The sequence below is a fragment of the Variovorax humicola genome (genome assembly GCF_037889915.1).
Classification (GTDB): domain Bacteria; phylum Pseudomonadota; class Gammaproteobacteria; order Burkholderiales; family Burkholderiaceae_C; genus Variovorax; species Variovorax humicola.
Map to the genome: position 1 here is coordinate 1 of NZ_JBBKZV010000003.1, position 18,863 is coordinate 18,863.

At 67.0% G+C, this 18,863-nt stretch carries 21 protein-coding genes; 5 read left to right on the forward strand and 16 right to left on the reverse strand.

Annotation, left to right across the window (positions count from 1 at the left end; translation table 11 throughout):
• The 4 genes from WKW80_RS06945 to purE all read right to left on the reverse strand — a co-directional run.
• Window positions 1-435: hypothetical protein (locus WKW80_RS06945; protein WP_340362827.1), on the reverse strand; the 435-nt coding region annotated here is incomplete at its 3' end.
• A 280-nt stretch (window positions 436-715) separates the two neighbouring features.
• Window positions 716-1,717 (reverse strand): L-threonylcarbamoyladenylate synthase, encoded by a 1,002-nt coding sequence (locus WKW80_RS06950; RefSeq protein ID WP_340362828.1) that lies wholly within the window; start codon window positions 1,715-1,717, stop codon window positions 716-718.
• A gap of 19 nt (window positions 1,718-1,736) precedes the next feature.
• Window positions 1,737-2,918 carry a 5-(carboxyamino)imidazole ribonucleotide synthase gene (locus WKW80_RS06955; protein ID WP_340362829.1) on the reverse strand — a complete coding sequence of 394 codons (1,182 nt, stop codon included), beginning with the start codon at window positions 2,916-2,918 and terminating at the stop codon, window positions 1,737-1,739.
• A 2-nt stretch (window positions 2,919-2,920) separates the two neighbouring features.
• Window positions 2,921-3,484: a 5-(carboxyamino)imidazole ribonucleotide mutase gene (gene purE / locus WKW80_RS06960; RefSeq protein ID WP_340362830.1), complete on the reverse strand. Its 564-nt coding sequence runs from the start codon at window positions 3,482-3,484 to the stop codon at window positions 2,921-2,923.
• 37 nt (window positions 3,485-3,521) lie between these two features.
• Between purE and WKW80_RS06965 the strand changes: the two genes are divergently transcribed.
• Window positions 3,522-4,442, forward strand: a complete 921-nt coding sequence (locus tag WKW80_RS06965; RefSeq protein ID WP_340362831.1) for a tetratricopeptide repeat protein — start codon at window positions 3,522-3,524, stop codon at window positions 4,440-4,442.
• A gap of 25 nt (window positions 4,443-4,467) precedes the next feature.
• Window positions 4,468-4,953 (forward strand): META domain-containing protein, encoded by a 486-nt coding sequence (locus tag WKW80_RS06970; protein ID WP_340362832.1) that lies wholly within the window; start codon window positions 4,468-4,470, stop codon window positions 4,951-4,953.
• A gap of 98 nt (window positions 4,954-5,051) precedes the next feature.
• Here WKW80_RS06970 and WKW80_RS06975 read toward each other — a convergent pair whose 3' ends face one another.
• The 12 genes from WKW80_RS06975 to def form a co-directional block, all read right to left on the reverse strand.
• Window positions 5,052-5,708: a Crp/Fnr family transcriptional regulator gene (locus WKW80_RS06975; protein ID WP_340362833.1), complete on the reverse strand. Its 657-nt coding sequence runs from the start codon at window positions 5,706-5,708 to the stop codon at window positions 5,052-5,054.
• Between the two features lie 76 nt (window positions 5,709-5,784).
• Window positions 5,785-6,444, reverse strand: coding sequence for a helix-turn-helix transcriptional regulator (locus tag WKW80_RS06980; RefSeq protein ID WP_340362834.1), 660 nt, complete (start codon window positions 6,442-6,444; stop codon window positions 5,785-5,787).
• A gap of 121 nt (window positions 6,445-6,565) precedes the next feature.
• Window positions 6,566-7,471, reverse strand: coding sequence for a phosphoribosylaminoimidazolesuccinocarboxamide synthase (locus WKW80_RS06985; protein ID WP_340362835.1), 906 nt, complete (start codon window positions 7,469-7,471; stop codon window positions 6,566-6,568).
• Window positions 7,472-7,567: 96 nt separating this feature from the next.
• Window positions 7,568-8,632, reverse strand: coding sequence for a class II fructose-bisphosphate aldolase (gene fba / locus WKW80_RS06990; RefSeq protein WP_340362836.1), 1,065 nt, complete (start codon window positions 8,630-8,632; stop codon window positions 7,568-7,570).
• 111 nt (window positions 8,633-8,743) lie between these two features.
• A complete protein-coding gene (locus tag WKW80_RS06995; protein ID WP_340362837.1) occupies window positions 8,744-9,628 on the reverse strand; it encodes an alpha/beta hydrolase in 885 nt (294 codons plus the stop codon).
• 55 nt (window positions 9,629-9,683) lie between these two features.
• On the reverse strand, window positions 9,684-11,135 hold the full coding sequence (gene pyk / locus WKW80_RS07000) for a pyruvate kinase (protein WP_340362838.1): 1,452 nt from the start codon (window positions 11,133-11,135) through the stop codon (window positions 9,684-9,686).
• A gap of 103 nt (window positions 11,136-11,238) precedes the next feature.
• A complete protein-coding gene (locus tag WKW80_RS07005; protein ID WP_340362839.1) occupies window positions 11,239-12,432 on the reverse strand; it encodes a phosphoglycerate kinase in 1,194 nt (397 codons plus the stop codon).
• Between the two features lie 101 nt (window positions 12,433-12,533).
• Entirely contained in the window at window positions 12,534-12,887 is a 354-nt protein-coding gene (locus tag WKW80_RS07010; protein ID WP_422822863.1) for an AzlD domain-containing protein, read from the reverse strand.
• The gene (locus WKW80_RS07015; RefSeq protein WP_422822875.1) at window positions 12,884-13,567 is read right to left on the reverse strand and encodes an AzlC family ABC transporter permease; all 684 of its coding nucleotides are present in this window, start codon (window positions 13,565-13,567) and stop codon (window positions 12,884-12,886) included. The genes WKW80_RS07010 and WKW80_RS07015 overlap by 4 nt, the downstream gene beginning before the upstream one ends.
• Before the next feature lie 60 nt (window positions 13,568-13,627).
• Complete coding sequence (gene fmt / locus WKW80_RS07020) at window positions 13,628-14,581, reverse strand: methionyl-tRNA formyltransferase (protein ID WP_340362841.1); 954 nt, start codon at window positions 14,579-14,581, stop codon at window positions 13,628-13,630.
• A 15-nt stretch (window positions 14,582-14,596) separates the two neighbouring features.
• Window positions 14,597-15,067, reverse strand: a complete 471-nt coding sequence (locus WKW80_RS07025; RefSeq protein ID WP_340362842.1) for a hypothetical protein — start codon at window positions 15,065-15,067, stop codon at window positions 14,597-14,599.
• A 38-nt stretch (window positions 15,068-15,105) separates the two neighbouring features.
• A complete protein-coding gene (def, locus tag WKW80_RS07030) occupies window positions 15,106-15,627 on the reverse strand; it encodes a peptide deformylase (protein ID WP_340362843.1) in 522 nt (173 codons plus the stop codon).
• Between the two features lie 166 nt (window positions 15,628-15,793).
• Between def and WKW80_RS07035 the strand changes: the two genes are divergently transcribed.
• The 3 genes from WKW80_RS07035 to WKW80_RS07045 are packed head-to-tail and all read left to right on the forward strand — an operon-like array spanning window position 15,794 to window position 18,743.
• The gene (locus WKW80_RS07035; protein ID WP_340362844.1) at window positions 15,794-17,008 is read left to right on the forward strand and encodes a LysM peptidoglycan-binding domain-containing protein; all 1,215 of its coding nucleotides are present in this window, start codon (window positions 15,794-15,796) and stop codon (window positions 17,006-17,008) included.
• A gap of 25 nt (window positions 17,009-17,033) precedes the next feature.
• Window positions 17,034-18,182, forward strand: a complete 1,149-nt coding sequence (dprA, locus tag WKW80_RS07040) for a DNA-processing protein DprA (protein WP_340362845.1) — start codon at window positions 17,034-17,036, stop codon at window positions 18,180-18,182.
• Window positions 18,183-18,227: 45 nt separating this feature from the next.
• On the forward strand, window positions 18,228-18,743 hold the full coding sequence (locus WKW80_RS07045; protein WP_340362846.1) for a Smg family protein: 516 nt from the start codon (window positions 18,228-18,230) through the stop codon (window positions 18,741-18,743).
• Window positions 18,744-18,863: the final 120 nt, after the last annotated feature.

Below are 18,863 nucleotides of genomic sequence, written 5' to 3' on the forward strand. Positions count from 1 at the left end.
TGGACCGACAACGGCGTGCTCATCATCGAGCACGAAACCGAGATCGGCGCGAGCAATGACACAGCGTCCAGATCCACCACGATCAGGTACTACAGCCTGTACATGCATCTGAGCGCCATCGCCAGGAACCCCCAGACGAACGCTCAGTGGAAGACTGGAGACCGCATCTACCGCAAGGACGAACTGGGCAGTCCCGGGCGGATCTACAGCCACACCGGCCAGATCCACTTCGAGATCTGCTGCGACGCAGCCAATGCCCGGACCATCATCGGACGCCAGCCGTGCTGGAGCGAAATCGATCCACCGGTCGCCCCCACTGCCGATGGCCGCACCGACAGCGTCGTCTACCTGCCGGCCGCGACGCCCACCAGCGCAGCCAATCCCACCAGCCACCTGCGAGCGGCCAGCACAACCACCACCCTTGGCGTGGCGCAATGGGTGTCCATCCGCTATGACAAGGGCAAGGCCTATCTGAAAAGTTACGACGCCCTGGGAGTGGACATCGGCACCGAGAGGTCGGATGCCACTTTCGAGTACGACCTCTACGCCGAAGCCAACCGGCGCCACAACAGCCTGGGTGCGAACTCGCAAGGCAGCAGCCCCAGCGGCTGGTACGAACTGCTGCGCTTCGGCAGCAACCTGGGCCCGACCCACTGTCGGCCAACGCGGCACATTGCGCCTCAGCGAATTGGCATCAACCTTCTCATGCGTCAGCTCAAGCGGCCGCGGCGCGTCGCAGCCGGTCGCGCACACCTTCCCACTCGGGCGAATCGGGCGGCGTTTCGATCCAGATCAACTTGGCGCCCCCCGCGTCGAATTCGCGCAGAACGGCAAAAAGCTGCTGCGCCGCGGCCACGGCGTCGTCGGGCATGCGCCGCTGCCTCACGCGCTGCGACCGACTCGTGAGAAGGCTGCGCGACCACACGGCGATGTGCGCGGCATCGGCGCCCAGCACGTCGAGCCCGGTTTGCAATGCGCGCGCATCCATCAGGCGCAGCTTGGCATTGGGCGCGTAGTGCGCTTCCAGCGTGCCGGAAGCACGCGGGTCGGGCTGGGCCAGTTCGGCGGGTTCACGCACGCGCTCGCCGCAGACGGCCTCGATCTGTGCACGGGTGATGCCACCGGGCCGCAGGAGCACGGGCGCACCGCGGCTGCAGTCGACGATGGTCGACTCGATGCCGACATGGCAGGGTCCACCGTCGATGACCATCAAGTCGTCGCCGAACTCGTGCTGCACGTGCGCCGCCGTGGTCGGGCTCACGCGGCCGAAGCGGTTGGCGCTCGGGCCGGCCAGGCCCGGAACGCCTTGCGCCATGCAAGCCGCCAGCAGCGCCTGCGCCACCGGGTGCGCAGGGCAACGCAGACCGATGGTGTCCTGCCCGCCCGCCGCCGCGGCGCCCACGCCATGCTGGCGCGTGACGATCAAGGTCAGCGGGCCGGGCCAGAAGGCCTTCACCAGCAACGCGGCAAACGGCGGCAGCGGCTGCGCGAAGCGCGACACCGCCTCGGCGCCGGCAACGCCCGATGCCACGTGAACGATCAACGGATGGTCGCTCGGGCGCCCCTTGGCCGCGAAGATGCCGGCCACCGCGGTATCGCTGGTGGCATCCGCTCCCAGTCCATAGACCGTTTCGGTGGGAAAGGCGACCAGGCCACCCCCGCGCAGCAGTACTGCGGCCTGGTGGATGGCATCGGGGGAGTGGCCGTCGAGGATCATGGAAGTTCGCCCGACCCGGTCATTCCGACAACGGGATCGGCAGACCCAGCAGCGCCGCCGCGAAATCGGCCGTGCTGCGCACCGCGTCGATTTCGGCGCCGGTGACGTTGAGATGGCCCATCTTGCGGCCGCGCCGCGCCTCGGCTTTGCCATAGAGATGCAGATGGACGCCGGCCAGCGCCAGCACGTCGGCCCATGGCGGCTCGCGCCGCGCATCGCCGTCCGGGAACCACAGGTCGCCCAGCAGGTTGAGCATGATCGCCGGGCTGTGCTGGCGCGGCTGTGTGAGCGGCAGGCCAGCGAGCGTGCGCACCTGCAACTCGAATTGCGAGATGTCGCTCGCGTCCATGCTCCAGTGGCCGCTGTTGTGCGGACGCGGCGCCATTTCGTTAACGACCAGCGTGCCATCCATCAGCACGAAGAACTCGACGCACAGCACACCGACGTACTCGAGGCCCTCCGCAATCGAACGGGCGGCCGCGATGGCCTGCTCCGCCACGTCCGCGGCCATGTTGTATTCATGGACCTCGGTCACGGCCAGGATGCCGTCGCGGTGCAGGTTGCGCTGCGGCGGCAAATGCACCATCTGCCCGTCGCGGCCGCGCGCCACGATCACCGAGCACTCGAAGTCCAGCCGGAGCATCTTTTCGAGCACGCAGGCGACGCCGCCGGCGGCTTCCCACGCCCGGGCCAGCTCGTCGCGCGTGCGAACGCGTTGCTGGCCCTTGCCGTCGTAACCGAGGCGCGCAGTCTTCAGGATGCCGGGCAGCAGTTCGTCGTCGATTGCGGCCAGGTCGTCGAGGTCCTCGAGGACGGCATACGGCGCACAGGTCACGCCGCAGCGGGAGAAGTGCGCCTTCTCGCGGATTCGGTCCTGGGCGATGGCCACGGGCGCCGCGCCCGGCGAAACGGGCCGCGCCACGGCCAGGTGCTGCAGTGAAGGCGCCGGCACGTTCTCGAACTCGGTGGTGATGGCGTCCGCGAGGCCCGCGAGCCGCGCGAGACCATCGACGTCGGTGTAGTCGGCGTGTATGTAGTGGTGGCTCGCGCGGCCGGCCGGGCTGTCCGGATCCGGATCGAGCACGGCCGTGGCGTAGCCCATGCGCTGCGCTTCATGGACGAACATGCGGCCGAGCTGGCCACCGCCCATCACGCCGAGCGTGGCGCCGGGAAGAATGGGTGCGCCGTTCTTGGGATCCACGCTCACAGGGCGCCCCCGCCTTGCGGCGAGAAGAGCGAGACCGACGGGGCGCCCGGCGCATGCGCGTCGGCGCCGGGTGGCGGCAGGGTCATGGCCTGCGCCGTGGCGGTCTGGGCAGCGCGGAAGGTGTCGAGCTGGGTGCGCAGGCGGGGGTTGTCCACGGCCAGCATCGCCACCGCGAAAAGCGCCGCATTGGCCGCGCCGGCGTTGCCGATGGCAAAGGTCGCCACCGGCACGCCCTTGGGCATCTGCACGATGCTGTAGAGCGAATCGACGCCCTGCAGGTGGCGGCTGGCGACCGGCACGCCGAGCACGGGCACTGTCGTCTTGGCGGCGAGCATGCCCGGAAGGTGCGCCGCACCGCCGGCGCCTGCGATGATGGCAGCCAGCCCACGCGGGGCGGCGTTTTCGGCGTAGGCGAAGAGCTGGTCGGGCATGCGATGGGCAGAGACCACTTGTGATTCGTGCGCAATGCCGAATTGCTGGAGAATCTCGACGGCATGGCGCATCGTCTCCCAGTCGGAGTTCGAGCCCATCACCACACCGACCTGGATTGCTTGGTTCATGGTCGCAATTTTACGTTTTGACCCCCAGCTTCATCCGATGATCGACATCACCCTCGAAAACTTTCAGACCGAACTCATCGAAGGCTCGATGGCCGCGCCCGTGCTGCTGGACATCTGGGCCGAATGGTGCGGCCCATGCAAGCAGCTCGGCCCCGTGCTCGAACAGCTCGAAGTCGAATACGCCGGCCGCTTCACGCTGGCCAAGCTCGACGCCGACAAGGTGCCGCAGATTTCGCAGCAGCTGAGCCAGATGTTCGGCGTGCGCAGCATCCCGTTCTGCGTGATGTTCAAGGGGGGCCAGCCGGTGGACGGATTCGTCGGCGCCGTGCCCGCTGCGGAAATTCGCACCTTCCTCGACAAGCACGTGCCGGCCCCCGAAGAACTGGCTGCCGCTGCGCAGGAAGAGGCCGCGCAAGACGCCCTGGCGGAAGGCGATACCGAAGGCGCGCTCGAGAAGCTGCAGCACGCCGTCGCGACTGACCCGTCCAACGACGACACGCGCTTCGACTACGTCAAGCTGCTGCTACTTCAGGGCCGCGACGACGATGCGAAGGTCGCCTTCGCGCCGGTGATCAGCAAGGCTCCGACCGTGCGCCGCTTCGATGCCCTGCAACGCTGGATGGATGCCATCGATTTCGCCAATCCGCCCACTGGCGCCGCGCCCGCGCTGGCCGAGCTCGACGCGAAGATCGCCGCCGCCAAGCGCGATTTTCCGGCCCGCTTCGACCGCGCCCGCCTGCTGATGGCCGCGCAGCGATGGACCGACGCGATGGACGAGTTGCTGGAAATCCTCATGCGCGACAAGAGCTGGAGCGAAGACCTGGCGCGCAAGACCTACGTGGCCATCCTGGAGATCATCGAGCCGCCGAAGGTCAAGGTGGCCGACGGGCAGATTCCGCCTGCCGACCCGACCGTATCGACATACCGGCGCCGCCTCAGCAGCGTCGTCCTGAGCTGACTGATCCCTGGGTGGAACACGCACGATGCCCGCAACCCCACCGCATCCGGTCCCTTCCTGGTTTCCCGTCCCGGCGCGGCTTGCATGCGCCTTCGTTGCACTGGCCGCGCTCGCGGCTTGCGCCAGCGTGAGTCTCGACGAGCCGCTGGAAGGAACGCCATGGCGGCTAGTGCAGCTCGACGGCCAGCAGGTCATGGCCGGCGCCGAACCCGCCGCGACGCCCCGCATCCAGTTCGATGGCAAGTCCCAGCGCGTCAGCGGCACCAGCGGCTGCAACAACCTCTCCGGCGGGTACCGGATCACCGGCAAGGCGCTGCGCATCGGCCCACTCGCCTCGACGCGAAAGGCCTGCATCGACGCCAGCCGCAACGCGCTCGAAACCCGCTTCCTGGCCGTGCTCGACACCACCGCCGGCTACACCGTGAGCGGCGGCCAGCTCACGCTGCTCGACGGGCGTTCGATGCCGCTGGCGGTGCTGGAGCTCGGATTGCGAACCGCATCACCCCCCTGACAGGGGCGGTGGAGTCACCGGCAGGCACAGAAGCCCGTCGCCGAGATAGCCGTGAAAACCACCGGGGTCGGGGGCTCCTGCCTGCATGACGGTCTCGCCTACCAGCGGGTCGGCAGCGCCTTGGTGAAACTGAGTTGCCGGCCCTCCACGACGACATAGCCGCCTCCTTCAAGATCCTTCATCAAGCGGCTCACCATCTCGCGCGAGCAACCGATCTCGCTGGCAATGGCCTGGTGCGTCAGTCGCTCGACGATCACTCGCGACCCGTCGGGCTGCAACTGCGCGCGCGCTTCCAGCAACTGGCGCAGCCGGGTGTACACGTCCAGCAGAGCCATGCTGCGGGCGCTCGCGGTCGCAAGCCGGGCACGCTTGATCAACTTGAGGATCAGGCCCATCGCAAACTCGCCGTCCGCCGCGATGTGGCGCAGCATCGTTTCGCGCGTCACCACGGCGCAAAGCGTCGGCTCCATCGCCTGCACGCTGGCTGAGCGCAAGCCGCCGTCGAGCGACATCTCGCCGACGTACTCACCCGGTCCATGGTGGCCCAACGTGGCTTCGCGCCCACGCGAATCGGAGACAAAGGCCCGCAGGCGGCCGGAGAGCACGATGTAGATGGCATCCCCCCGATCACCCTCGTTGATCAGCACCGCATGCGTTCGAAAGCGGCGCTGTACGCCCAGGGCGGCAAGCTTGAGCAAGTGGGGAGGCAGCGTGGCGTTCGGGTCGACACGGGAATCGGAAGCGGGCGCGGGCATCCACCGAATATAGGGCCGACCTCCGGGGGCTGCCTTTCACCGGGTCGCCGAACGGCGAGCGCAGTAAAGAACTCTCCTAGCCGTGCATGCGCAGCGCCGACACCACCTGCGGCATGCGCGAGACCCGGTGCACGACCTCGCGAATGCTCCCGCTCCCAGTCTTCTGGCGCACGTTCTTGATGTGGGTGCGCACTGTCGACAGGCAAATGCCCTGCAGGCACGCGATTTCCTCCGCGCCGTGGCCAGCGCAGAGCTGGGCCAGCACGTTCTGTTCGGCGCGCGTGAGTTGCTTGGCGCGCGCGAACATCTGCATCGTGATGGTCTCGCAGCCCGCCGAGCGGCTGCACATGACGAGCACGGTGTCGACGCCGGCGCCTTCGTCGCGCGGACCCAGGGGAACGAAGGCCAGCGACAGCGGCTCGCTCGCATGCTCGAGTTCGACGATGCTGCGGCAGCCGCGCTCGGCATCCTTGAGCGCCTGCCGGATCGGGTTCTGCCAGCCGGGCTGCGCCGCGTGGAGCATCCCGTCCACATTGCGCAAGGTGCGCTGCGCCGCCAACTCGCGCATCGCCGGATGATTGGCATGCAGGATGCGCCCGGTGAGGTCGACCAGCAGCAGGCCATGGTCGATTTCGTCGAGCACGCGGGCCAGCATGCCGGCATGCAGCGCTTCCGGAGGCGGCATGCTCGCCGGGGCGTAGGAGGTCGAGGCCTGCAGTTGGGATGCCAGATTCATGTCGCTCTCCTCAATCGTTGGGATGAGAAGAGTGTCCGGAATCTGTACGCTGGCAGGTGGGGACTATTGCCGCCGCGCGTGTGACTTATTCACGTTGACACTACGCGCGCAACGTGCCGCCCTATCCGGTCAGGCGTTCGAGCGCCTCGCGGTATTTCGCGGCGGTTTTCTGGATGACGTCGGCCGGCAGGCGGGGAGCGGGCGGCGTCTTGTCCCAGGGCTTGCCGTTGATCTTCGTGGCCTCCAGCCAGTCGCGCACGAACTGCTTGTCGTAGCTTGGCGGATTCGTGCCCGTGCGCAGCGCCTCCTCGTAGCCTTCGACGGGCCAGTAGCGCGAGCTGTCGGGCGTGAGCACCTCGTCCATCAGCACCAGCCGGCCCGCTTCGTCGAGCCCGAACTCGAACTTGGTGTCGGCAATGATCATGCCCTTGGCCAGCGCGATTTCGGCCGCCGTTTCATAGATCGCGATGCTGGTCTCGCGAATCTGCTGCGCGAGCGCGGGGCCGACGATCTCGACGACGCGATCGTAGCTGATGTTCTCGTCATGCTCGCCGGCCGCGGCCTTGGCCGCGGGCGTGAAGATCGGGCGCGGCAACTGGCTCGCGTTGGTCAGGCCCTCGGGCAGCGGCACGCCGCAGACCGCGCGGTTCTCCTGGTATTCCTTCCATCCGCTGCCGGCCAGGTAGCCGCGGACCACGGCCTCGACCGGAATCGGCTTCAGGCGCTTGACCAGCATCGAGCGGTCCTTGACCTGCGGCACTTCCTCGGGCTGGACGGCGCTCTCGGGCGCGTCGCCGGTGAGGTGGTTGGGGCAGATGTCGCCGAGCCGGTCGAACCACCACAGCGCCATCTGCGTGAGGATCTCTCCCTTGCCGGGAATCGGCTCGCCCATGATCACGTCGAAGGCGCTCAATCGATCGCTCGCCACCATCAGGATGCGGTCATTGCCGACGGCATAGTTGTCGCGAACCTTGCCGCGCGCCAGCAGGGGCAGGCTCTTGATGGAGGAGGTGTGGACGGTGGTCATGGGACAGGAATCGATCTGGAAAACGGGTCGGAGGCCCGAATTGTGCGCGCAGAAAAAAGCCACCGCGAAGGGTGGCCTGCTTCGAGTGATGCGAGCTTAAACCACCGCTTGCGCCAACTCGCCCTTGGCGTACCTGGCCGCCACGATCTGCAGCGTGTCGCCCTTGATCTTCAGGCCCTGGCCTTCGCAGCCGAACTCGATATAGCGCTGCTTGCAGATCTGCTTGGCCGCTTCGCGCGCCGGCTTGAGCCATTCGCGCGCGTCGAATTTTTCGGGGTGCTCGGCCAGGAACTTGCGCACCGCGCCCGTCATCGCCAGGCGGATGTCGGTGTCGATGTTGATCTTGCGCACGCCGTGCTTGATGGCTTCCTGGATTTCCTCGACCGGTACGCCGTAGGTTTCCTTCATGTTGCCGCCGTACTGGCGAATGATGGCCAGCAACTCCTGCGGCACGCTCGACGAGCCGTGCATCACGAGGTGGGTGTTGGGGATGCGACGGTGGATTTCCTTGATGCGGTCGATTGCCAGGATGTCGCCGGTGGGTTTGCGGGTGAACTTGTAGGCCCCGTGGCTGGTGCCGATGGCGATGGCCAGCGCGTCGATCTGCGTGCGCTTGACGAAATCCGCCGCCTGCTCCGGGTCGGTCAGCAGTTGTTCGCGCGTCATGGTCGCGTCGGTGCCGTGGCCGTCTTCCTTGTCGCCCTTCATCGTCTCGAGCGAGCCCAGGCAACCCAGTTCGCCTTCGACCGTGACGCCCACGCGGTGCGCCATGTCCGACACCTTCTTGGTGGTCTCGACGTTGTATTCGTAGCTGGCGATGGTCTTGCCATCGGCTTCGAGCGAGCCGTCCATCATGACCGAGCTGAAGCCCAGGTCGATGGCGCCCTTGCAGATGTCGGGGCTCTGGCCGTGGTCCTGGTGCATGACCAGCGGGACGCTCGGATAGGCCTCGATGGCGGCCTGGATCAGGTGCTTGATGAACGCCTCGCCGGCGTATTTGCGGGCGCCGGCACTGGCCTGCAGGATGACGGGTGCGCCGACTTCCTTTGCCGCTTCCATCACGGCCTGCACCTGCTCGAGGTTATTGACGTTGAAAGCCGGAATGCCGTAGCCATTGGCGGCTGCGTGGTCCAGCAGCTCGCGCATCGATACCAGTGCCATGGGGGTGCCTCGCTATATGTTGGGGGGAAGTCGGAAAAAAGTACTGCCCGCGATTCTATCGACCCCCTCTGCGACAGAAGAGGATTGCCCTCACATCCCGGTGCTGTGCGTCTACTTCAACCCGATGAAACCCATGATCGGCGGCAGAACCGGGCCGCCCAGCCAGCGCAGCGGCTTCGCGACCGCGGCGATCAACGACACGTGCCCGAGATCGTCGAACTCGCTCACCTCCACGTCGACGCCCGCCGCGCGCAGCCGCTCGGCCATTTGCCGCGTGTTGCGAACCGGGTTGACCAGGGTGTCCTTGTTCACCGCCATGAGCAGCGTGCGCGGCGCCGCGGCCGAGACGTGGCCGATGGGCTGCGACTCCGGCAACGTGGCCGGCCAGTCGAAAGCGACCTTGGCATCGGGATTCTCGATGGGCAGGAAATCGTAGGGGCCGGCCAGGCCGATCCAGCCGGCGAGCTGCTTCGGGCTTGCGCCGGCTGCGCCGAGCCAGCGATCGTCCAGCGCCACCATCGCCGCGTTGTAGCCGCCCGCGCTGTGGCCCATCACATAGATCTGCCTTGGGTCCGCGCCGAGACGAACCGCGTTGTCGAGCGCCCATTTGACGGCCAGCGCGCTGTCCTGCACGAACACCGGATACCGGAACGCGGGCGACAGCCCATAGTCGGGCAGCACGACCACCGCGCCGCGCGACGCCAGCGCCTCGCCCACGAACCTGAAGTCCGCGCGATCGCCAGTGGTCCAGGCGCCGCCGAAGAGAAACACCACGAGCGGACGTCGTCCCGGGCCCGGCAATGCGGCGGCCAGCGGACGAAACACATCCAGCTTCTGGCGCGGCGCCGGACCGTAGGCCACGCCGCCCTCGAAGTCGTAGGTGTCCCGCGGCACGACGCGGTCGAGCAGCCTGGCCGGCGAACAGGCCGAGAGCAGCGCGGCGCCGATGGCGGTAAGGAACAGCGCGGCACGCCGGCTGGAGAGAGCGCGAATCATGGGGGCAATACGCCGGACGGGGCGATATGGATTCGCTGGCCTGCAGAGAGTCAGGTCATGTAGCCCGGCAGATCTTCAGCATGTTGGTGCCGCCAGGCGCGCCCATCGGCTCCCCGCAGGTGATCGCGTACACATCGCCGCTCTGCACGATGCCGCGCTTCTTCAAGTGCGCCTCGGCCTGTTCCAGCGCGGTGTCGCGGTCGCTTTGCGAATCCATCAGCAGCGGGCGCACATTGCGGAACAGCGCCATCTTGCGCTGCGTGGCCAGCCGCGAGGTCAATGCGTAGACCGGAATGTGCGCGGCATGCCGGCTCATCCACAACGGCGTCGAGCCCGACTCGGTCATCGCGACGATCGCCTTGGCGCCCAGGTGGTGCGCGGTGAACAGCGCGCCCATCGCAATGGACTGGTCGATGCGGTTGTAGGTGTGGCCGCTGAAGTCGGTGTCGCGGGTCTTGTCCTCGGCCGCTTCGGCGGCTTCGCAGATGCGGCTCATTTCCTGCACGGTTTCGAGCGGGTAGCGGCCCGAGGCGGTTTCGGCCGAGAGCATCACGGCGTCGGTGCCATCGAGCACGGCGTTGGCCACGTCGCTGACCTCGGCGCGCGTCGGCACCGGGTTGGTGATCATCGATTCCATCATCTGCGTGGCGGTGATGACGACGCGGTCCATCTCGCGCGCCATGCGGATCATCTTCTTCTGCAGCGCCGGCACCGCTGCGTTGCCGACTTCCACGGCCAGGTCGCCGCGCGCCACCATGATGCCGTCGCTGGCGCGGATGATTTCCTCCAGCTTGGGGATCGCCTCGGCGCGCTCGATCTTGGCGATGAGGCCCGGCTTGTGGCCGAGGTCGGCCGCTGCCACGTTGCAAAGCTGGCGCGCCATTTCCATGTCGGTCGCATTCTTCGGGAAGCTGACGGCAACGTAATCGGCCTTGAAGCTCATCGCGGTCTTGATGTCTTCCATGTCCTTGCCGGTCAGCGCCGGCGCGGTGAGTCCGCCGCCCTGCTTGTTGATGCCCTTGTTGTTCGACAACTCGCCGCCGAGCCTGACCGTGGTGAGCACCGTTTCGCCCTTGACCGCATCGACCGACAGCACGATCAGGCCGTCGTTCAGCAGCAGCCTGTCGCCGGGCTTCACGTCGCGCGGCAAGTCCTTGTAGTCGAGGCCGACGCCGTCGATGTCACCGGGTTCGGTGCGTGCCGCGTCCAGCAGGAACCTGGCGCCGGGTTCGAGCCAGACCTTGCCTTCGGCAAACTTGCCGACGCGGATCTTCGGGCCCTGGAGGTCGGCCATGATCGCGACCTCGCGGCCGGTGCGGCGCGCCGCCTCGCGCACCATCGCCGCGCGGTCGATGTGGTCCTGTGCCGTGCCGTGGCTGAAGTTCAGCCGCACCACGCTGACCTTGTTCAGGATCATCTGCTCGAGCAGCTCCAGCGTGTTGGAGGCCGGGCCAAGCGTGGCGACGATCTTCGTGGCGTGACGGGGAAGGCGGGCGGCGGTGTCCATGGGGCAAGTCTCCGGAGCGGTATGGGGTCAGAGGGTCTTCAGGATTCCAGCCCGCCGCGCCCGCGAGACGAGCGCGAACGGGTGTCGGTTCAATGCAGGGCGGTCATGCGGCTGCGCGCCGGGTCAGGATCTCGAACGCCGGCAACGTCTTGCCCTCGAGGATCTCGAGGAAGGCGCCTCCGCCGGTCGAGATGTAGCCGACCTTCGATTCGATGCCGTACTTGGCGATGGCGGCCAGCGTGTCGCCGCCGCCGGCAATCGAGAACGCCGGACTGTCGCCAATGGCTTCGGCGATGGCCTTGGTCCCATTGGCGAAGGCATCGAACTCGAACACGCCGACCGGCCCGTTCCAGACGATCGTCCCGGCTTCGCGCAATTGCGCGGCGAATTGCGCGGCTGTCTTCGGGCCGATGTCGAGGATCAGGTCGTCGGCGGCGACATCGGTCGACGCCTTGACCGTGGCAGGCGCATCGGCGGCGAACGCCGTGGCCGTGACCACGTCGACCGGGATCGGCACGGCGGCGCCGCGCGCGCGCATGGCCTCGATCACCGCCTTGGCCTGGTCGAGCAAGTCAGGCTCGGCGAGCGACTTGCCGATCGGCAGTCCGGCCGCCAGCATGAAAGTGTTGGCAATGCCGCCGCCGACGATCAACTGGTCGACCTTCTCGGCCAGGCTCTTGAGAATGGTGAGCTTGGTGCTGACCTTGGAGCCCGCGACGATGGCGACCAGCGGCCGCTTCGGAGCCGCGAGCGCGCGGTTGATGGCATCGATCTCGGCGGCCAGCAACGGGCCGGCGCTGGCCACCTTTGCATATTCGGCGATGCCGTAGGTCGTGCCTTCGGCGCGATGGGCGGTGCCGAAGGCATCGTTCACGTAGATGTCGCACAGCGCGGCCATCTTCTTCGCGAGCGCGGGGTCGTTCTTCTTCTCGCCCTTGTTGACGCGGCAGTTCTCGAGGAGCACCACGTTGCCGGGTTTCACGTCGACGCCGTCGACCCAGTTCGCCACCAGCGGTACTTCACGGCCGAGCAACTCGGCCAGCCGCGCTGCGACGGGCGCGAGGGAATCTTCAGGCTTGAACTCGCCCTCGGTCGGGCGGCCCAGGTGCGAGGTCACCATGACCGCGGCGCCGGCGGCCAACGCCTGCTGGATGCAGGGCACGGAGGCACGAATGCGCGTGTCCTCGGTGATGCGGCCGGTGTCGTCTTGCGGCACGTTGAGGTCGGCACGGATGAAAACGCGCTGGCCGGCAGCTTTGCCTTGGGCGCACAGATCGGTAAAGCGGATGACGTTCATGCGGCCGATTCTAGGAGTCCGTCATGGCGGCATCGGTACGCGTTGGCGCGTCTTCACGCAAATAGCTGCACGGCGGAACAGGGCTCGCGCTACCAGCCCAATTACCAGCCCAATCCCAGATGCAGCGGCAGATAGACCGCCATGCCCGTGACGATGGTGCCAAGCACCCCGTGGCGCCGGAAGTAATAGGCCGCGCCGGCCACTGCCGCGTAGATCCGCGCGTCTTGCCAGGTCGCGATGAAATGCCCTTTTGCCATCACGATCTCGGGAACGACGACCGCCGCCAGCGCCGCCACCGGCGCATAGTGCAGCGCGCGGTGCGCCCACGGCGGAAAGCCCCAAGGCCGGTCGAGGATGAAGAAAAAGCAGCGGGTGAGCACGCTGACGGCTGCCAGGCCCAGGATGATCAGCAGCGTCCAGCCGTCGGTCACGCCGGGCATCAAGCCGCCCCTCATGCCTCGTCTCCTGCATTCGGGTCGAGCCCGAGTTGCTTCTCGAACCAGAAGCACAGCAACACCGCGACGCCGATGCCGGCCACGATGTTGAGCTTGAGCGGCAGGTTGTAGGCTGCCACCGCCGTCGCGCCGGCAATGCCGACCGCGACCATGCGCAGCTTGCTGGTCGCCATCGAGCACAGGATGGCAACCAGGCTCAGCACGCCGGCGAAGCCGAGCCCCCATGCCAGCGGAATGAAGTTGGCGAGCGCCACGCCGATCAGGCTCAGGCCCATCCATGCTGCCCAGGTGAGGAAGTAGCCGCCTGCCAGGTACGCCTCCTGCTCGTCGCGTCCTGCCGTGTCCTGTGCCGGCTCGGGGTAGCGGCGCGTGAACATCACGTAGCTGAGGTCGGCCGTCATGTAGCCGTTGACCAGCCGGCGCCAGCGCGGCAAGTGCATGAGGTAGGGCCGCAAATGCAGGCTGAACACCACGAAGCGCAGGTTGACGCAGAAGCCGGTGGCCAGGATCACCCAGCCCGGCGCGCCCGCCATGAGCAAGGGAATCGCCGCAAGCTGCGAACTTCCCGCATAGACCAGCAGCGTCATCGCGACGGCCTCGAACACGCTCATGCCCGACTGCACCATCGCCACGCCCGTCATCAAGCCCCATGCCGAGATGCCGAGCGCCAGCGGCGCCATGTTGCGGGCGCCTTCCCGGAAGGCCGGATGGTTGCGGACGGCGCGAAGGAAGAACAACGATCAGCGTCCGAAGGTCTGACCGGGAAGGACCTCGAACCCGCGCAGGAAGTCCGCCACCGCGAGGCGCTTGCCGCCGGGGCGCTGCAGTTCAGTGACGACGACGGTCGAACTCCGGGCGGCGACCGCGATGCCCGCGGGCGTCACTGCCAGGATCGTTCCGGGCGGCTGCGCCAACGTGCCGGTCTCGCTGCGGGCCGCCCACAGCTTCACGGTTTCGCCATGGAGTTCGCTGCTCGCACCGGGAAACGGGTCGAAGGCGCGGATGCGGCGGACGATGGCCTCGGCAGGCTGGTCCCAGCCGATCTTCGCTTCGTGCTTTTCGACCTTGTGGGCGTAGGTCACGCCTTCGGCGGGTTGGCGCTGCGGCTTCAGCCCACCCGCTTCGGCAAGGCGTAGCGCATCGACCACAAGCCGCCCGCCCATTTCGGCCAGCCGATCGTGCAGCGCCGCGGTGCTGTCGTCGCCGATGGCGAGCGACTCGCGCAGGAGCATGTCGCCGGTGTCGAGTCCGGCGTCCATCTGCATGATGGTCACGCCGGTTTCCGCATCGCCGGCTTCGATGGCGCGGTGGATCGGCGCTGCGCCGCGCCAACGCGGCAGCAAGCTGGCGTGGATGTTGAGGCAACCGAGCGGCGGCATGTCGAGCACCCACTGCGGCAGGATCAGGCCGTAGGCGGCCACCACCATGGCGTCGGCGTTGGCGGACCGCAACTCCTCCTGTGCGGCGGCCGCATCGTCCGGGTATTTGCCGTCCAGGCGCAGGCTACGCGGTTGCGCCACGCGCCATCCGCGCAGCAACGCCAAGGTCTTGACTGGCGAGGCCTGCAGCTTGAGGCCACGGCCGGCGGGGCGGTCGGGCTGGGTCAGTACCAGGGCGATGTCGAAGCCGGCGGCATCGAGTCGGGCCAGCGCGGTCGCGGCAAAGTCGGGCGTGCCCGCAAAGACAATTCTCAATCGGTACTCGCAGGTTCAGCGGATCCGGCGCTCGAACGTCAGGTCGTCGCCGACGTTGTAATGGTCCACCACGCCTTGCGGATCGACGTACACATAGAGCAGCCGGATCGTGTTGTGCCATTTGTAGCGCCAGGTCCAGACCCCGCCGTCGAACGATGTGACGCGGGTGATCTCGGAGGGCCGGCCATAGGTGCGCAGCACGTCGGGCACGCGCCAGACGCCGGGCTCGATGGTGTCGCCGAACAGGCCCTCGTCGAGTTCCTGCCGAATGGAAACCACCCGGCCGCCCTTGTCGAGATCGACGTTGTTGACTTCAAAGCCCGCCGGCGCGCGCGAATACTGGAGGCGCTCTCCGCCGTCAGCGAGCGCATACGTCGCGGTCGGCGGACCCAATCGCTGGAGTGTCTCGGCCCGGGTGCTGTCGAGCGGAAGCCGCGTCGGCTCGCCGGCGCAACCCGAGAGGCCGGCCACCAGGGCGACCGTCATCAACATTGCAGCCGGCCCCGGCCGGCGGCAGAACATGCTCATCCCCGGCCTTCGCGCTGCTCTTCGCGTTGCTGCTTGAGCATCTTGCTCTTGATGCGATTGCGCTTCAGTGGCGAAAGGTACTCGACAAACACCTTGCCGAGCAGGTGGTCGAGTTCGTGCTGGATGCAGACCGCCAGCAACCCGTCGGCCTCGATGGTGCGGAGTTCGCCGTCCAGGTCGAGGGCGGTGCAGCGCACGGAGGTGGACCGCTCGACGCCGTCATAGATGCCGGGAACCGAGAGGCAGCCCTCTTCATTGATCACTTTTTCGTCGCTCGCCCACACGATTTCGGGGTTGATCAATATCACCGGGGCGTTACGCTCCTCGGAAACATCAATGACCACGAGGCGCTCATGCACATCGACCTGCGTGGCAGCCAGACCGATGCCCTGGGCGTCGTACATGGTCTCCAGCATGTCGGCCACCAGGGTCTTGATGCGGGCGTCGATGCCCTGCACCGGCTTGGCGACGGTGTGCAGGCGTTTATCGGGAAAACTCAGGATGGGTCGTTTGGCCATGAAATCGTGCGAAAGTTGTGGCTATTTTCGCCAATTCCGCGACGCCTCGCGGACGCGAAAAGGGATAAACGTTGCCCTCCCATGGGCTTCAGCGCAAAATTCGTTGCAAATTGTGAGGATTCGTTTCCGCTCTCCGTGGCGGTAGTGTGTGCACACCATCAAACTCATGAATACATCCCGAACCATCGCTGGCCTGCGTCCGACCCCTCTTGCAACGCTCGCAGCCCTGGCGCTGTTCGGCTCTGCCACGGTGGCGTCTGCGCAGAACTATCCGGTCACGCCAACCCAACGCGCAACCGCCCAGCAGACGGCGCAAACCGGTATTCCGGTGAGCGAGCTGGCGCCCAATGCGCCGGACGAATACACGGTCAAGCGAGGCGACACGCTCTGGGCGATTTCGCGCATGTACCTACGCTCCCCGTGGCGCTGGCCGGAGTTGTGGGGCATGAATCTCAACGACATCCGCAATCCGCACCTCATCTACCCCGGCCAGGTGCTGTTTCTCGACAAGACCGGCGGCCGCGCCCGCCTGAGCACCCGCCGCGGCACCGGCACCGGCGCGCCCGACACCATCAAGCTGTCGCCGCGCACCCGTACCGAATCCTTGTCGGGGATGGCCTTGCCGACGCTGAACTCGGCGCTGATCGAGCCCTTCCTCACCGAGCCGATCGTGGTCGACGAGGACACCGTCAAGCTGGCGCCGCGCATCGTCGCCGGCAATGACAACCACGTGCTGCTGTCGCGCGGCGACCGGGCTTATGCGCGTGGCGAGGCCAACATGCCGCTGATCGAGATCCCCGGACCGATCAACCAGTACCGGGTGTTCCGCAGTGCGACACCACTGAAGGATCCGGCCACCGGCGAAATCCTCGGCTATGAGGCGCAGTACCTGGGCAAAGTCCAGCTGCAGCGCAGCGAGACGACCGAAACCATGATGCAGGACGGCAAGGAGGTCACCAACGTGGTGCCCGCCACCGTCGACGTCGTGGCAGCCAAGGAGGAAATCCGTGCCGGTGACCGCCTGCTGCCCGAACCGCCGCGCCAGTTGTTGAGCTATGCGCCGCGTGCGCCCTCGGGCACCATCGCCAACGGCCGCATCATCTCCGTCTACGGCAATTCGGTGGCCTTTGCCGCGCAGAACCAGGTGGTGTCCATCAACAAGGGCACCCGCGACGGCATCGAAACCGGCCACGTGCTTGCCATTCTGAAGAATGGCGAGGTCATCGTCGACCGCACCAACGGCGGCAAGGACACGCTCAAGCTGCCGAACGAACGGATCGGCCTCCTCATGGTGTTCCGACCGTTCGAAAAGGTCTCGTACGCCCTGGTGCTCGAGATCAGCGACACTCCGAAGGCAGGGGATTTGCTCATCAACCCCTGAGAAACAACAGGGGAGTGGGTAGGGAGTGGATCGTGAAGAACTTGCGGGCTGGCTGCGGCTGACCCTGACGCCGGGCATCGGCAACATCGCCGCGCGCAAGTTGCTGGGCGCCTTCGGGCTGCCCGACGACGTTTTCCGGCAGACGCCGGCCGCACTTGGCCACCTCGTGCCCGACGCGTCCGCCGCGGCGCTCCGGCAACTGCCTTCCGGGCTCGACGCACTCGTCGAAGCAACGTGGCAGTGGTTGCACGGCGGCGACGAAACCGGCGCCGCGCGCAGGGTGCTGACGCTTGGTGATGCCGGCTACCCGAGCGGGTTCCTGCAGATGGCCGACCCGCCGTTGATGCTCTACTCACTGGGCGCCGCCGGATTCGATCTGGCGCAAGTCGATCGCAGCCTGGCGATGGTGGGAAGCCGCAATCCGACGCCACAGGGGCTTTCCAACGCACGCGCCTTTGCCCAGGCGCTGGGCGAAGCGGGAATCGCGGTCGTCTCCGGTCTGGCGCTCGGCATCGACGGCGCGGCACATCAAGGCGCGCTGGACGCTGCCGGCGGCACACCTCGGCTGGCGACGATCGCCTTCGTCGGCACCGGACTCGACCGCGTCTACCCGGCGCGACACCGCGACCTGGCGCGCCGCATCGTCGGGCAGGGCATGCTGGTCAGCGAATTTCCGATCGGCACGCCTCCGCTCACGCAGAATTTCCCGAAACGCAACCGCCTGATTGCCGGCCTTTCGCAAGGCACGCTGGTGGTCGAGGCCGCATTGCAATCCGGCTCGCTGATCACCGCCCGGCTGGCGCTCGAGCAAGGCAAGGAAGTGTTCGCGATCCCGGGTTCGATCCACGCGCCGCAGTCGCGCGGCTGCCACGCGCTGATCCGGCAAGGCGCCAAGCTGGTCGAGTCGGTGCAGGACATCCTGGAAGAACTGCAATTTCCGGTCGCTATCGATTCGATAGCAGCCAATGCAAGGTCGGCGGGGGTTTCTGCTGTCACGGAACCAGAAAACCCGCTGCTCGATGCCCTCGGCCACGACCCCGTCAGCCTTGACGCGCTGACCGCTCGTACCGGCTGGAGCGCGGCAGATCTGCAGGTCCGCCTGCTTGAACTCGAGCTGGATGGGCACGTGGCGCGATTGCCTGGCGGGCTGTTTCAACGCGTTGCGTCCGCCTGACAAAAAGCCGCACGGCTTTTTCAGGCGGCTGGGCTATATTGGGGCATGTTCGAAGTGCTCGTATTCGTCTATGAAAACTACTGGCGCGGCGACGCCTGTCCCGAACCCGAGCAATTGGGCCGCAAGCTCAGCGCGCACGGCTTCGACCACGACGAGATCCGCGATGCGCTGCAGTGGCTGGATGGCCTGAGCCTCGCGACCCGCGGCGCCCAACTGCAGTTCGACGCCGACGGCACTAGCGCCACGGTCACGCTGCGTGGCCCCGACGAGGCAGCCCTGCCCCAATCCGACCTGGCCATGCGGGTCTACTCCGGCGCGGAGCAAAACCACCTGGGCGCCGAGTGCCTGGGCTTCATCACCTTTCTGGAGGCGTCGAACGTGCTCGACGGCGGCCTGCGCGAAATCGTCATCGAGCGCGCCATGGCGGCCCCGGGCAATCCGGTGGCGCTGGATGAACTGAAAATCATCGTGCTCATGGTGCACTGGAGCACCGGCATCGAACCCGACGCGCTGGTGCTCGACGAACTCTGCGAAACCCGCGCGGGGCGCGTGGCGCATTGATTTCTCGCTCCCAGGGCTCCGCACACTTCGTGTCGCTTCTCCCACCCCCGGCCGGGGGCAACATCGGCGGCCCGGCAAAGCCGGTTCCGCGATGTTTCTGGCAGTGCAGTTCGTGGCCTG